Genomic DNA, 14,164 nt, shown 5'->3' on the forward strand with positions numbered 1-14,164 from the left:
AACGATTGGAGAAGACATTCATGTCCCGAGTATGCCAAGTAACTGGTAAGCGTCCAGTAACGGGTAACAACCGTTCACACGCACGCAATGCTACTAAGCGCCGTTTTCTGCCGAACCTACAAACTCATCGTTTCTGGGTAGAGAGCGAAAAACGTTTTGTTAAACTACGTCTAACTGCTAAAGGCATGCGTATCATTGATAAGAAAGGCATCGATGCTGTTCTTGTTGATATCCGTGCACGTGGCGAAAACGTTTAAGAGGAATTAAGCAATGGCTAAAGGCATTCGTGAGAAAATTCGTCTAGTATCTTCTGCAGGTACTGGTCACTTCTACACAACTGATAAGAACAAGCGTAACATGCCAGGCAAATTTGAGATCAAAAAGTTTGATCCAGTAGTTCGCCAACACGTTATGTACAAAGAAGCGAAAATCAAGTAATTGATGCTTTTTTTGCTCTTCTTCAGTAGAAGAAAGAATTGAAAAACCCAGCTTAATCGCTGGGTTTTTTTATATCCAAAATTTGAGTAACTCAATTGTTCTTACTTGATATAGCGCCCACTCGATAGAAAACCGCGCAACATGGAAAGTATTGCCACTTTCACGATATACTGATTACTCAATAGGTTAGATGAGCAGGATCAGATGAGATATCGTGGACGTAGGTGGAACAACATACTCATGTTAAGCGTGATCGCTTTTATTGGCGTGTTAAACCTTCCAACATTGATCAAAGCTTATCTCATTGAACCTGAGCCCGAATTAGAACTTAAGGTAAGCAGTCCTTACCCTTATCTCTTAAATCCTGAATCAGAACTTCAAGCTTTGCACTTTGCGAAGTGGTCAATCGTACAAGAAGATGGTCAGTGGGTTTATCAAATGAAAGGTCCTGAGCCAAAACAAGCGACGAATGCACAAGAACTGTCACAACGTTGGAAAGAGCTTGTGGGCACGGAAATCGACTCACAAACCTACACAGACCTTACGCCTCGGTTAAATACACCACACACTGTTGAAGTTTGGTATCACGACCAAGAAGAACCCCAGCGTATTACATATTATCAGCTGCCTGATTTTTGGTTATTAAAAAACTGGAATGATCAGTGGCTGGCGGTGTCTATTGAAGAGATCTACCTGTTTCCAAGTCTTAACTCAGACAATTCCTCAAAATCGGACGACTAAACTATGCCTGAATTACCCGAAGTTGAAGTAAGCCGTATGGGGATCTCACCTCATTTAGTCGGCGAGACCATCAAGACTCTTACCTTTCGTACGCCTAAATTACGTTGGGACATCCCAGAAGAGCTTAAGCTGTTAGAAGGGCAGGTGATTCGCTCGATCTCGCGTCGTGCAAAGTACTTGTTGATTGAAACTGATACTGGTACTGCCATAGTGCACCTTGGGATGTCGGGCTCACTGCGCGTATTAGATGCGGATTTCCCCGCGGCAAAGCACGATCACGTGGATCTAAAGCTTACTAATGGTAAGGTGCTGCGTTATAACGACCCTCGTCGCTTTGGAGCATGGTTATGGTCGGCGCCTGATGAGATTCATCCTGTGTTGCTTGGCTCTGGCCCTGAGCCGCTAACTGACGACTTTAATGCTGACTACATCGCTGAGAAGGCCCAAAAGCGTAAGGTTGCCGTCAAGCAGTTCATCATGGACAACAAAGTCGTAGTAGGTGTCGGTAATATCTACGCCAATGAAGCGCTATTTTCTTCACGAATCCATCCTTTGCGCCCCGCAAGCAAAGTGACAAAAGAAGAATGGATCTTGTTAACTAGAGAGATCAAGCAAGTACTTGCGACCGCTATCAAACAAGGTGGTACTACCCTAAAAGATTTCGCCCAAGCAGATGGCAAGCCCGGATACTTCGCACAAGAACTGCAAGTGTATGGAAAAGCGGGGGAAGAGTGCCCTAGTTGTGGTGAAAAGCTTGAAGAGCAAAAGGTAGGGCAAAGGAATACATTTTTTTGCTCTCAATGTCAGGTATAGAAAAACTGAACCTATGTTCACTTTTTTAAGCTAGTAGATATACGGTCTAGTAGCTACAATTGCAATAATTATACGAATTGAGAATAGTAGAATGAAATATTTAGTAACTGGCGTTGCTGGTTTTATTGGCTCTGCAGTTTCAGAGCGACTATGTGCGGCAGGGCATGAGGTTATTGGTATCGATAACCTAAATGACTACTACGAAGTCTCTCTGAAACATGATCGCCTTAAACGTATCGAACATGAAAGCCTTACATTTATCGAGCTTGATCTTGCGGATAGAGAAGGCATCGCTGAGCTTTTCGCACAGCAAAAGTTTGACCGTGTTATTCACTTAGCGGCGCAGGCTGGCGTTCGTTACTCAATCGATAACCCGATGGCATATGCTGATAGTAACCTTGTTGGTCATTTGGCTATTCTAGAAGGCTGTCGTCATAACAAGGTCGAACACTTAGTTTATGCTTCATCAAGCTCGGTATATGGCTTGAACCAGAAAATGCCATTCCACACTGCAGATAGTGTTGACCACCCGATTTCATTGTACGCAGCGACTAAGAAGTCGAATGAACTGATGGCGCATACCTATTCTCATTTATACGAAGTACCGACAACAGGCTTACGCTTCTTTACAGTTTACGGCCCTTGGAGTCGCCCAGATATGGCGATGTTTAAGTTTGCGAATTTAATTGTGGCAGGCAAAGAGATCGATATTTATAACAACGGCGACATGATGCGTGACTTCACTTATATCGATGATATTGTTGAAGGCATTATTCGTGTACAAGACCGCATTCCAGCAAAACAGCCAGAGTGGACGGTAGAGCAAGGCTCGCCAGCAACTAGCTCTGCACCATACCGTGTGTTCAACATTGGTCATGGTAGCCCAGTTAAATTAATGGATTACGTTGAAGCATTGGAAACTGCTTTAGGCATTGAAGCGAAGAAGAACTTCATGCCAATACAACCAGGTGACGTGTACGCGACTTACGCTGATACGGAAGATCTGTTTGAAGCAGTTGGCTACAAACCCCAGGTTAAAATCCAAGAAGGTGCTAAAGCTTTCGCTGATTGGTATAAAGCCTATTACTCGCTGTAATAGTTGATGGTTTTGAATTAAAAATAGCGCTCAATGGGCGCTATTTTTGTTTTGAGCACAAGGCTATTTCATTTCTCATTCTATAACTTTGGGCTGTACTCTTTATTCAAAACAACTAAGTGATTGAGGTTTGTTAATAGGTTGAGCATCATGCTTTTCAATTTGTTGATTAGCTTCATTGAGGCGACAAAGTAACATTTTTTACCTTGATGCTTACGGTTACCAATGATCGAAGGCTTACTATTTCGTTGCATTCCAGCTTGATTGACACCAAACATCGGTTGATTATGGATCCAAGTGTTTCTCAAGAATACATCAACAGGGTGTCTAAAAGTTTGACTATGTTTAATGAATGCTTTTGCGGCATTTGGAGATAGCGCATAGCCAGCAGTCCCTTGAGGTACTTTTAAGTACTTTACTAAGTTTTGGTTTTCGTATTTACAGACTGGATAATTTAATTTGTTCTTACTGTTTTGCAATCGAATATAACCACATTGCTCAATATGCTGCTTTGCAATGGCCAAAGTATTTCGAAAAGTGTCCGTTTCAATATCAACATGATCTTCGAAAACTAAAATGGGTTCATTAAGCTCGACACACTTTTGCCAGATGAGGTAATGGCTTGCATAGCATCCGACTTCGCCAATAGCGTGTACTCTTCCCATATTGTATAGAAACTCCTTACTTTTAACTCTTTCTAGTAAGGGGTGATCATCGACTCGCGCATCCACTCCAATAAAAAACTCAAAATCAACCTGAACATCCTTGAGGGCGTCGGCTGTTGATTTCTGCCTACAATGATTCGCTTTTAAGGTGATACAGTATGATTTCATAGAGCTATATTGATTTTTTTATTTGTAGTGACCATGTTACCACTAGCCTAGCTTTTTGTAATGACGGTTCACCTATTTAGCTATTATGGTTGTGACGGGCTTCAAGAATATTGAGGCAGTATAGCTGATTGACTATTGCTGACTCTGTAGTGTAAGAGCGACTGTGTTAGGGGGGGAATTAAGTTATAAATATTAACAAAAATAGCGCTCAATGGGCGCTATTTTTGTTTTTGAATACAGGATTATTTCACCGTTTTCAATTTAATTTCATCTGCAACTTTTTGTGGTACAAACTGGCTTATATCGCCGCCATGTATCGCGACTTCACGAACAATAGTCGAAGAGAGGAAAGCATACTCTTCTGAAGGGGTCAGAAACACGCTTTCAAGGCCTGGTAGGAGCTTGCGGTACATACTAGTGAGACCGAATTCGTACTCAAAATCCATGGTTGTTCTTAGACCACGCACCAATACGTTAGCTTTCTGTTGCTTGGCAAAATCGACAAGCAAACCAGAAAAGCCTTCAACAGATACATTAGGCAAGTGAGACACGGCATCACGCAACAGTTCTACTCGTTCATCTAACTTAAACATGGTCTTTTTGCTTGGGCTCGCAGCCACTCCTACGGTGATATGATCAAACATGCTCGCAGCACGGACGATAATATCGAGGTGACCATTGGTTACCGGATCGAAAGTGCCTGGGTAGATAACGTGTGTGGTCATATTAGCTGTCCTTGCTTGGTGTTTTAATAGAGTTTAAAGCTTTGTCGAAAGTCTGCTGTACCATGTCGAGCGTGATGTCTTTCATTAAATCATCGCCTTTTGCTCGAGTTCCCCACGGAAGGTCTTTAACCGGTTTCCCTTGTTGCGCTTCTACGTGCTGTTGATAAACACTGACTACGATATCAAGGTCATTGTAGGGCCCTGTTCTTCGAGGATCACTGTGTGCGTATAACCCGATGACAGGTGTTGATTGTGTCGTTGCCAGATGTGCAGGACCGGTATCAGGTGCGATTACCACGCTCGCATGCTTGAGTACAGCGGTGAGTTGTTTTAGGTTAGTTTTGCCAATTAAATTGATGACAGAAGATTGGCATAGCGCTTCGATGTCCTTACCAAGGTTTACCTCTCGTGGAGCAGGAGATCCACACAGTACCACTTGCATCCCTTTTTCTACTGCATAATCGGCAATAGCAGCATATCGATCAGTTAACCAGTTACGTGAATCTTTACTTGCTGCAGGAGAGATAACCAAGGTTTGTTTCCCAGCCATGGTGTCGATGGCTAATTGTTCGTCTTCCGGCGTTAAAGGAATATCCCATTGGGGTTTATCGAAGGGCACACCGATGTAGCGAGCAAATTCGGCAAAGTTATCTAATACATGAAACTTGTCTGAAATAGGCAAGTGGCGATTAGTAAAGAGTGATTGCATTTCACGAGTACGGTTTTTGCCAAATCCCACCTTACACTTCGCCTTTATTCCCCAGGAAAGTACGCTGGCTCTGAGTGCGGCTTGCATGTGTAGCAGCGCATCAAATTTTCGTTCTGACAATTGGCGCCATAGTTCACGCATTCCTTTGAAGCCTTGTTTCTTATCGAAAACAATCACTTCAATACCCGGCAGGTCGCCGATCAGCATGGCTTCTATTTTCCCAGTTATCCAAGTGATTTTCGTTTCAGGCCACTGCTTCTGGATGGCTTGAACCACAGAAATAGCATGACAAACATCGCCAATCGCGGATAGGCGAAGTATGCAAAGAGATTGAGGTGCAGTTGAGAACAGTGACATAAAGTGCCCGAAAAAAGTGAATAACATCAGGATTATGCAGATACTCGCATTAGTTGTAAAATAGCAATGACGAAAAGCGACCCAAAGGCCTCATAGATGGAAACGATTAGCACCAACAACCAAACAATTTGGTATGACCCTGAACTTCTGGCTCAAGTATCGGAGGATGATATGGTTCAGATCTTTGAGGCAGAATACTGGCAGCAACGAGAATCTATTTCAGGAAGTGCTCAGGGGCGTGGCACCACCTGGTTTATTCAGCTTGATGGAATGCAAGTTGCGTTGCGTCACTATCGTCGTGGTGGGCTATTTGGCAAACTCGTTGAAGACCAATATCGTTTCTCTGATTGGGAAAGCACGCGCTGCGCGATGGAGCTTAATGTTCTTAATGTATTAGCTACTGCTGGTGTGAATGTACCCAAGCCTATTGCCGCTAGGGCGACCAAAAGCGGACTATTTTATCGTGCAGATCTGATGTCGGAACGAATCCCCAATGCGAAAGATCTGGTTGATGTCTTGGTAGCTAATCCGATAGGCGCGGATATCTATCAAAAAATTGGTCAAGAAATACGTAAAATGCACGATGCTGGGGTTAATCACACTGATCTCAACATTCATAATATCCTGCTTGATGATTCACAAAAGGTGTGGATTATTGACTTTGATAAGTGTGGTCAGCAAGCGGGTGATGACTGGAAAGAAGGGAACTTGAATCGCTTAAAGCGCTCGTTCTTGAAAGAAGTGAACAAGCGCCAGATTCAATGGCAAGAGTCGGATTGGGAGCCTCTTTTAACAGGCTACCAAGGCTAACGAAACCGAATGGTTGTTAGCCAATAATGTATTGTAAGGTGTTATCCAACGCCCCTCGATTCTGCTCAACCACTTGATAAGCCGCTAAGCCTTTATCTTTACGTAAGTTAGGTTGTGTGAACAGCTCTTTGAGTTGGCCTGCTATTTCATTGCTGTTTTGGCAAATAGTGACAGCTTGAGCTTCAAGCAGTTTGTCGGTGATCTCGCTAAAATTAAAGTAGCTAGGGCCATTCAGTAAGGGTAGCTGTAGAGCTGCTGGTTCTAGCAGGTTATGCCCTCCAACTTTATCTTCAATAAGGCTTCCGCCCATAAAACAGACATCAGCGCCGCCGAGTAGTACCAACATTTCGCCCATAGTATCAGCTATATAGACTTCAACATCAGGTGTTAATGGTTGCTGACCAGTTCGAGTAACGGTGTTGAAGCCGTGCTGCCTCGCGAGTTCTGTCACTTGGTTGAATCGCTCGGGATGGCGAGGCACGATGATCAGTAGTGCATTCGGGTTATATTTTAAAAGTTGCTTATGAGCATCTAAAACAACATCGTCTTCACCTTGGTGGGTACTAGCAGCAATCCAGACAGCGCGTTCAAAACCTATTTGCTTCCTCAATGCTTTGCCTTTTTCAACTTGTTCAGCAGAGACTTCAATATCAAACTTGATAGAGCCCGTCACATGCACAGATGCTTTATCTAGGCCTAGCCTAACAAAACGTTCCGCATCACTAGAGTATTGGCAGAGTACCTGAGAAAGGTTATTAGCTAGAAGGTTAAACACGGGTTGGAATTTGGCGTAGCGTTGGCATGAACGTTCAGATAGACGAGCGTTGAGTACTGATATAGGAATCCCAGCTTTCGCGACGCAATGCAGCGTGTTTGGCCAAAGCTCTGTTTCCATAATCAGCATCTGTTTTGGCTTAACTGATTTAAGGAAGCCTCGTACACACCAAGAAAAATCAATCGGCATGTAGCGATGTTCGACCAAATCACCAAGCTTGTCTATTTGATCAGCACCTGTGCTGGTTGTCGTGGTAACAATGATGGCTTGATTTGGTGCTCTCTGCTTCAATTGCTTGATAATAGGGATTGCAGCAATAGATTCACCCACCGACACCGCATGAATCCAGATAGGGCTTTTACCTTGAACTTGCGGCGTGATACCGAAATGCTCTTTCCAGCGCTTGCCGAAACTTGGTTTGCCGGGTTTGCTCTTATAAAGCCCATAGAGGAGTAGTGGAGAGGCCAATGACAATATAAGAGTGTATATAAGTCGTATAAGCATAAGAACAGTGACACCAGAGGGTAAAATCAGTAATGAGAAGAGTATTTTCTTCAATCTCGAAAGTAAAGAGCGTTATAATTAAATGCTTAGTGACACTTTCAAACGGAAATGGTGAACTCTATCTCATCGCTTATTCAAACCGATCAATCCTATCGTTTTTTGCTCTATGTCGAGCAAAACTACTCATTTGCTATCCTTCGTCCATTTTATAACTACGCGAAGCAACTTGGCCATGACGTAAAGTGGTTGCTCGTTGGTGAGGATGCTTCTGAACATCTTTTATTAGATCAAGAGCAGCGCGTGTCTTTGACAGAAGCTGTCGCCTATAACCCTTGTGCTGTCTTAGTACCCGGAGATCGCGTTCCTGCTTTCATTCCAGGGTTGAAGGTGCAAGTGTTTCACGGTTTGAATGAGAGTAAACGAGGGAACTTATATCCTGAGCGTGGTCTATTTGATTTGTATTGCACAGAAGGCCATGAAAGAAGTAACTCATTGGAACCATTAGCTAAGCAGCGTGGCTATTTTCAAGTCAAAGAGACCGGCTGGTTGAAGCTAGATAGCTTGTTTAATTACCAAGCCAGTGACAAGCATTTTGAAAGGCCGCAAATTCTATTTGCTTCCACTTTTTCACCAAGCTTATCTTGTGCTGAATTGGTTTATGAAGAGTTTAAGCGCCTAAGCAAGCTGAGCCAGTGGCAGTGGTTAGTCACACTGCATCCTAAAATGAAGCAAGAGACACGAGAAAAATATCAGGCGTTGGAAGGCGACAACCTTCTGTTCTTTGATAATGATCGAGTGGTTGAAATGCAGCATCGTGCTGATGTGATGGTGTGTGATAACTCATCGATATTTCAGGAGTTTTTGTTGCTCAATAAGCCAGTTGTTACGGTAAATAATCGAGATCCTCAAGCGAGCTTCATCAATATTACTCAAGCAGAGCAGTTAGAGTCAGCAATTCAACAAGCGATGCTACCGGATGAAGCAAGAGACAAAGCTATCGCTAATTATGGCCCATCGATAACGCCATATTTAGATGGACAATCCTCAGCGAGAGTTCTGAGTGCTATTACCGAAGTGCTAGAAAGTGGTTGGCAAGATAAGAAACCCAAAAATTGGATTCGTAACTTTAAGATCCGTAAATCATTAAACTATTGGAAATTCTAGGGCTGAATAATGAGAAAACATACCCTGTCTGTCATTGTTATTACCAAGAATGAAGAAGACCGAATTGAAACTTGCCTTAAATCTGTTGTTGATATTGCCGATGAACTAATTGTTTTAGACAGTGGCTCAACAGATGCAACCGTTGAAATATGCCAAAAATATACAGATAACGTGACCATCACAGATTGGCCTGGCTTTGGTAAGCAAAAGCAGCGAGCGCTAGATAAAGCGACATGTGATTGGGTGCTATCAATTGATGCAGACGAAGCTCTAGATGAAGAGATGAGTAATGCTCTAGTTGAACTATTAAAACAAGATCAAATCAAACACACTGCTTACAAACTTCCTTGGGGAGTGACGCTCTATGGAACAACGCTTAAGCATGGTCGCAGTGCTCGTGCAGTATTAAGACTGTTTAAGAGAGAAGGTTCTCGTTATACGCTTGATGAAGTTCATGAGACGGTCGTTCCAGAGCAAGGCTCTACAGGGATATTGAAGGGTTTTCTTCTTCATTACACCCATCGTGATTATGGTCATGGTTTAGATAAAGCGGCGCAATATGCTTGGCTTGGTTCTCAAAAATACCATCGTAAAGGTAAGAAATCACACGGCTTATTCCTCGCTCTACTGCGAGCTATATGGACGTTCTTCTTAGTCTATATTATCCGCCGTGGCTTTATGGATGGCAGTGTGGGCTTCATTATGGCGATGACTTACGCTCAAGTGAATTTCAATAAATATGTCGGTTTGTGGCTTATCGAAAAAGAAAGGAGCTAACCAGTGGCTTTTAAATTGGAGTATTGCCTATCAGATATTTACAATGTAGGGGATGATCTTAACCCTTGGTTGTGGCCATAACTTTTGGGTGGTTTGATTGTAGAAGGTGGTTCTAGTTACTTTTAGGTACCGGGATTGTTTTGACGGAGATGCGACTACATAAAACGCTTTCAGGTGTGGACGAAATCATTATCTTCTCATCAGGCGTATGGGGTAGAGTGTCCCTGAGTTATCTGATAAATGTACTACTTGTGGTGTAAGATGGTCTAGAACGGAAAAACATTAGGGTTAAACCCTTAGCCAATGACAAGAACAATTACCAGTTGAGTTCTTCGGAACAACTAAATGCGATAGTTAAGATTCAAAAAGAAGTGATAAATAAAATTATCAAAGATAAAAACTCAATTGTTAGGGTAGGTTAAATCATTTCTCCTACCCTAATAGCATTAAATTATTTCTTAGTTAATTTTTCAAAAAAGTTAATGTGCTGTTTTACTGTTTCTGATGACGAAAAGTAGCGCTGAAGTCTGATCTTTGCTTTACGTCCCATCTCCACGCATTGTTCTTTATTATTTGCCATATTGTTTATAGATTCACCTAATAACTGAGCGTTTTTTACGGGAACAATGTGACCAGTTTCGTTTTCTTCAATTAGCTCTGGAGAGCCACCTGTTGTCGTTACGATTGATGGTGTCCCATTAGCCATGGCTTCAACGATCGTTCTTGGAAGGCCTTCCCCACTGATCGATGGCTGGATTTGAAAGTCAGCCATTGCCATTATCGATGGAACATCTTTTCTGTGACCAATGAAGTGGATTCTCTCCGACATAGGGCTTTTTTGGGCCATATCAAAGTAAGGCTCGTAACCACTGCCAATTAAAAGAAGGTGGAAGTCAGGGTTTTCAACAAAGTGTGTAGCCTCAATTAGAACATCAATCCCTTTACTTGGCCTTACATGCGCGGCACATACAGCAATGACTTTACTTGAATCTAAGCCAAATTCTTCCGGCTTATTTGCTTGAACAGTATACCAGTTTAGTTCATGACCTTTATAAATAGTTACTACATTTTCTTTGTCACACCAAGCTCTCTTTTTAACGTCGTTAGCAACAGCTTTTGATACGCAAACAATGCCGCTGACTTTTGGGTGTAGGTGAGTAAGGTAAGCGGAAGGATCATGGCGATGTAGGCCGCCTGTAGTCCCGCGATATGTGATTAATTTGGTTTCTGTACCAATACAAGCAAACGCCGCGTTTGGGATTGTTTTGGAATTAAATGCATAAAAGATGTCATAGCTTTTATTTTTAAGTTCTTTCTTATAAGCCCTGATAGTTTTTAAACAAATCTTTTTATTAGGGTATGCATCAATAACTTTCACCCCACACTCTCTAAACCGTTGAGTGTATTCTGCATCTCCTTGGGTAATAACTGTTACCTCATGGCCTTGCTTTACCATTTCAACAAACATTTCGGCTTCAGGGCGTACGCTATTTCGAGCATGATAGTAAGAACTAGCAATAAGAATTTTCATTGAGTTACCGCTTCGAGTATTTGAATTTTATATTATGTAAATTACGTTGAATTGTTTCGTTTAAATTGAACCACTCACGCTTACATTTCTTGAATAAGCTTCTGGTGCTAGTGCGTTTTTCATACCCGATATCAGAATCAAACTTAGGGTCGTTTGTTAAACAAGGAGCTGCGGTTCCATAGCATTCAACATCGTTTTGCCAGAATCGGTCCATATAAATATCTACGGCCATATACCACTCTTTTGAATGTTCAAGGAATTTATTCGCCCCTGAAGGCCTCAAGAAATAGGCTGTTGCACTCATATGCCCTTTAGTGAACTTATGAATACTAGTGGATTTAGCTTCGAACACTTCGTAAGAATCATATTTACGGCGTTTATTTTTGAATAATCTCACACACTCTACATTTTCTGGTATATCACTAATATCTCGAATGAAGTTAAGGAATTCTTCTTTATATAGAAGAGCATCATCTTCAATTACGATTATTGGCTGATTGAGTTCAACACACTTTTCCCATAATAAAAAGTGGCTTGCATAGCATCCTAGCTGTCCCGCACTCAGTGTCTTTGCTCTGTATGTTTGGCTTAAATCATCGTTATAAAGTTTCAGTAGCGGATGAGGAGGAGACATTCGGCCATCTATCGCAGAAAAAAACTCAAAAGGAAGAGATAGTTCATCTAGTTGACGACTAATGTTCTCTTTTCTCTCTGTCGAAGATTCTAAGTTTATGACAAAAATTTTAGTCATGGTAATTCTCTTACATCTTAAGCGATCGGGTAATAATAAACATGATAGGATCTTTGTGGAGCGTGAATGCTCTAGTTGTATGATTTCTCATCTATAATATCTCAGGTTTATGTTTATCTGTGATACGGGTTGTCATTACTTTCCGGGCGAGTCTTAAGTAGTCTTAAGATCCACATATATTGCTCAGGATTTTTGCTTACATAATCTTCAATGCATTGATTCATCATACGAGCATCCTGTTCTTCGCTTCCTGTAGGGAAGGGTAGAGCAGGGTAGAAGTCCAGAGTGTATTGGCCAGTGTTGCTATCGTATTGAGCGAATAGTGGAACAATTTTAGCCTTGCTCAGTTTAGATAATCGACCAAGGCCTGAAATAGTTGCTTTTTGTGTAGCAAAAAAATCAACGAAGACACTGTGCTCGCGACCAAGATCCTCATCTGGAAGGTAATAACCTAGGTAACCATCTCTAACGGATTTGATGAAAGGCTTTATACCACCACTACGGTCATAAACTCGGCCGCCGTATTGCACTCGCTGACGATGCATCAACCAGTCACTGAGTTTGTTTTTCTGAGCTTTCGCCATTGCAGACACCGGTAGATTACGTGATGCGAGTAATACTGCAGGGATGTCGATAGCCCACGTGTGTGGTACTAACAAGATAACATTCTCGCCACTGTCTGTAATATCGGTTAGGTTACTCAGGCCGTTTATCGAAGTGTTATTCTCTAGCCAACTTTTACTCTTGAGTGTCAGTGAAGCAAACCCCATCAAAAATGAGATGGAAGTGACGTATGACTGATAGAGAGTTTCTTCGCGCTCTTCGATAGATTGCTCAGGGAAACACATCTCAAGATTCACACGAGCTCGGTGGTTAGCCTTATTCTTAATTCTTACCGCTTGCTTAGCCATAAACTTAGCTAATGTTAAACGAATGCTATTAGGCAAGAAGCAGACTAAAGACGATAACAAAACAGCAATCCAAGTTCCCCAGTATTTAGGTGCTAGAAAACCCCATTCAAACTCAGGATTGTAAGCTTTTGGATCAAAATCATTGCGTTGTGTGGTCATTCATTCACTACATTATTTTAATCAGAGAGCTAGCTATGAGCTCGCTATTCAGGAAATGATTACATTTGCTTTAATGATAGGTTCACCAACTGAGCCCATCATTAAAGCAATATTTGAAAAAGTGTTATGCGTTAACAAGCTTCATATATTCCGAAACACCGTCGGCGACAGATTTGAATTCAATATCGCAACCTGTACCGCGAAGCTTCGTTAGGTTAGCTTGGGTGAACTCTTGATAAGCACCTTTTAGGTGTTCAGGGAATGGGATGGTTTCAATTTCTCCCTTACCGTGATATTTGATCACAGCTTTTGCGACTTCTTCAAAGGACTCTGCATTGCCAGTGCCGAGGTTGAAAATGCCAGAAACGCCATTTTCTAAGAACCACAGGTTTACTGCCGCTACATCACCAACATAAACAAAATCGCGCTTAAAGGTCTCGCTGCCTGCAAACAGTTTTGGATTTTCACCAGCGTTCATTTGATTGTTTAGGTGGAAGGCAACTGATGCCATGCTACCTTTGTGTTGTTCGCGCGGGCCATAAACATTGAAGTATCTGAAGCCTACGATCTGTGAAAGTGTCTCGTTGTGCGCTGCTGCATCAGCCGTTAAGCGACGAACGTAGTTATCAAACTGTTGTTTTGAGTAGCCATATACGTTCAATGCACCTTCGTATTCGCGCTCTTCAATGAAAGTATCAGTTTCACCGTACGTTGCAGCGGAAGAGGCATATAGGAACGGAATTTCACGTTCGACACAGTAATGAAGCAGCTCTTTTGAGTACTCATAGTTGTTAAGCATCATGTACTTGCCATCCCACTCAGTGGTTGTAGAGCATGCACCCTCGTGGAAAATCGCTTCAATATGGCCGAAGTCATCGCCAGCCATTACTTGAGTTAGAAAGTCATCACGATCCATATAATCTGTGATGTCTAAGTCGACAAGGTTTTTAAACTTCTTACCGTCTTTTAAGTTGTCGACGACTAGAATATCGTTGTGGCCCGCTTCGTTAAGCGCCTTAACAATATTGCTGCCAATCATGCCAGCACCACCGGTTACGATAATCATAATT

16 protein-coding genes are annotated in these 14,164 nt (G+C 42.2%); 8 read left to right on the forward strand and 8 right to left on the reverse strand.

Features of this window, described 5'->3' with window-relative positions:
• Nucleotides 1–20: 20 nt before the first annotated feature.
• The 5 genes from rpmB to L1D37_RS11525 all read left to right on the forward strand — a co-directional run bounded on the left by rpmB (nt 21) and on the right by L1D37_RS11525 (nt 3,088).
• Nucleotides 21–257, forward strand: coding sequence for a 50S ribosomal protein L28 (gene rpmB, locus L1D37_RS11505; protein ID WP_004728407.1), 237 nt, complete (start codon nt 21–23; stop codon nt 255–257).
• 13 nt (nt 258–270) lie between these two features.
• Nucleotides 271–438 carry a 50S ribosomal protein L33 gene (gene rpmG / locus L1D37_RS11510; protein WP_002535344.1) on the forward strand — a complete coding sequence of 56 codons (168 nt, stop codon included), beginning with the start codon at nt 271–273 and terminating at the stop codon, nt 436–438.
• Between the two features lie 204 nt (nt 439–642).
• Complete coding sequence (locus L1D37_RS11515; protein WP_239847960.1) at nt 643–1,179, forward strand: hypothetical protein; 537 nt, start codon at nt 643–645, stop codon at nt 1,177–1,179.
• A gap of 3 nt (nt 1,180–1,182) precedes the next feature.
• The gene (mutM, locus tag L1D37_RS11520) at nt 1,183–1,992 is read left to right on the forward strand and encodes a bifunctional DNA-formamidopyrimidine glycosylase/DNA-(apurinic or apyrimidinic site) lyase (protein WP_239847961.1); all 810 of its coding nucleotides are present in this window, start codon (nt 1,183–1,185) and stop codon (nt 1,990–1,992) included.
• Nucleotides 1,993–2,083: 91 nt separating this feature from the next.
• Nucleotides 2,084–3,088 (forward strand): NAD-dependent epimerase, encoded by a 1,005-nt coding sequence (locus tag L1D37_RS11525; protein WP_239847962.1) that lies wholly within the window; start codon nt 2,084–2,086, stop codon nt 3,086–3,088.
• An 80-nt stretch (nt 3,089–3,168) separates the two neighbouring features.
• Here L1D37_RS11525 and L1D37_RS11530 read toward each other — a convergent pair whose 3' ends face one another.
• The 3 genes from L1D37_RS11530 to L1D37_RS11540 form a co-directional block, all read right to left on the reverse strand.
• The gene (locus L1D37_RS11530) at nt 3,169–3,921 is read right to left on the reverse strand and encodes a glycosyltransferase family 25 protein (protein ID WP_239847963.1); all 753 of its coding nucleotides are present in this window, start codon (nt 3,919–3,921) and stop codon (nt 3,169–3,171) included.
• A 242-nt stretch (nt 3,922–4,163) separates the two neighbouring features.
• Entirely contained in the window at nt 4,164–4,646 is a 483-nt protein-coding gene (gene coaD, locus L1D37_RS11535) for a pantetheine-phosphate adenylyltransferase (protein ID WP_239847964.1), read from the reverse strand.
• Between the two features lies 1 nt (nt 4,647).
• Nucleotides 4,648–5,712 (reverse strand): glycosyltransferase family 9 protein, encoded by a 1,065-nt coding sequence (locus L1D37_RS11540; RefSeq protein ID WP_239847965.1) that lies wholly within the window; start codon nt 5,710–5,712, stop codon nt 4,648–4,650.
• 96 nt (nt 5,713–5,808) lie between these two features.
• On the opposite strand from L1D37_RS11540, the gene L1D37_RS11545 reads away from it, so the two are divergent.
• Nucleotides 5,809–6,522 (forward strand): 3-deoxy-D-manno-octulosonic acid kinase, encoded by a 714-nt coding sequence (locus L1D37_RS11545; RefSeq protein ID WP_239847966.1) that lies wholly within the window; start codon nt 5,809–5,811, stop codon nt 6,520–6,522.
• Between the two features lie 16 nt (nt 6,523–6,538).
• Here L1D37_RS11545 and waaA read toward each other — a convergent pair whose 3' ends face one another.
• Nucleotides 6,539–7,801, reverse strand: a complete 1,263-nt coding sequence (gene waaA / locus L1D37_RS11550) for a lipid IV(A) 3-deoxy-D-manno-octulosonic acid transferase (protein WP_239847967.1) — start codon at nt 7,799–7,801, stop codon at nt 6,539–6,541.
• Between the two features lie 132 nt (nt 7,802–7,933).
• On the opposite strand from waaA, the gene L1D37_RS11555 reads away from it, so the two are divergent.
• Together L1D37_RS11555 and L1D37_RS11560 are read left to right on the forward strand one after the other, a co-directional pair.
• Nucleotides 7,934–8,965 carry a UDP-N-acetylglucosamine 2-epimerase gene (locus L1D37_RS11555; RefSeq protein WP_239848037.1) on the forward strand — a complete coding sequence of 344 codons (1,032 nt, stop codon included), beginning with the start codon at nt 7,934–7,936 and terminating at the stop codon, nt 8,963–8,965.
• Nucleotides 8,966–8,974: 9 nt separating this feature from the next.
• Nucleotides 8,975–9,742: a glycosyltransferase family 2 protein gene (locus tag L1D37_RS11560; RefSeq protein ID WP_239847968.1), complete on the forward strand. Its 768-nt coding sequence runs from the start codon at nt 8,975–8,977 to the stop codon at nt 9,740–9,742.
• Between the two features lie 451 nt (nt 9,743–10,193).
• Here L1D37_RS11560 and L1D37_RS11565 read toward each other — a convergent pair whose 3' ends face one another.
• The 4 genes from L1D37_RS11565 to rfaD all read right to left on the reverse strand — a co-directional run bounded on the left by L1D37_RS11565 (nt 10,194) and on the right by rfaD (nt 14,160).
• Nucleotides 10,194–11,273 (reverse strand): glycosyltransferase family 4 protein, encoded by a 1,080-nt coding sequence (locus L1D37_RS11565; RefSeq protein WP_239847969.1) that lies wholly within the window; start codon nt 11,271–11,273, stop codon nt 10,194–10,196.
• Between the two features lie 4 nt (nt 11,274–11,277).
• Nucleotides 11,278–12,024: a glycosyltransferase family 25 protein gene (locus L1D37_RS11570; protein ID WP_239847970.1), complete on the reverse strand. Its 747-nt coding sequence runs from the start codon at nt 12,022–12,024 to the stop codon at nt 11,278–11,280.
• 113 nt (nt 12,025–12,137) lie between these two features.
• Nucleotides 12,138–13,094: a lauroyl-Kdo(2)-lipid IV(A) myristoyltransferase gene (gene lpxM / locus L1D37_RS11575; RefSeq protein ID WP_239847971.1), complete on the reverse strand. Its 957-nt coding sequence runs from the start codon at nt 13,092–13,094 to the stop codon at nt 12,138–12,140.
• 124 nt (nt 13,095–13,218) lie between these two features.
• Complete coding sequence (gene rfaD / locus L1D37_RS11580) at nt 13,219–14,160, reverse strand: ADP-glyceromanno-heptose 6-epimerase (RefSeq protein WP_239847972.1); 942 nt, start codon at nt 14,158–14,160, stop codon at nt 13,219–13,221.
• Nucleotides 14,161–14,164 lie beyond the last annotated feature (4 nt).

Source organism: Vibrio sp. Isolate33 (genome assembly GCF_022397895.1).
Classification (GTDB): domain Bacteria; phylum Pseudomonadota; class Gammaproteobacteria; order Enterobacterales; family Vibrionaceae; genus Vibrio; species Vibrio pomeroyi.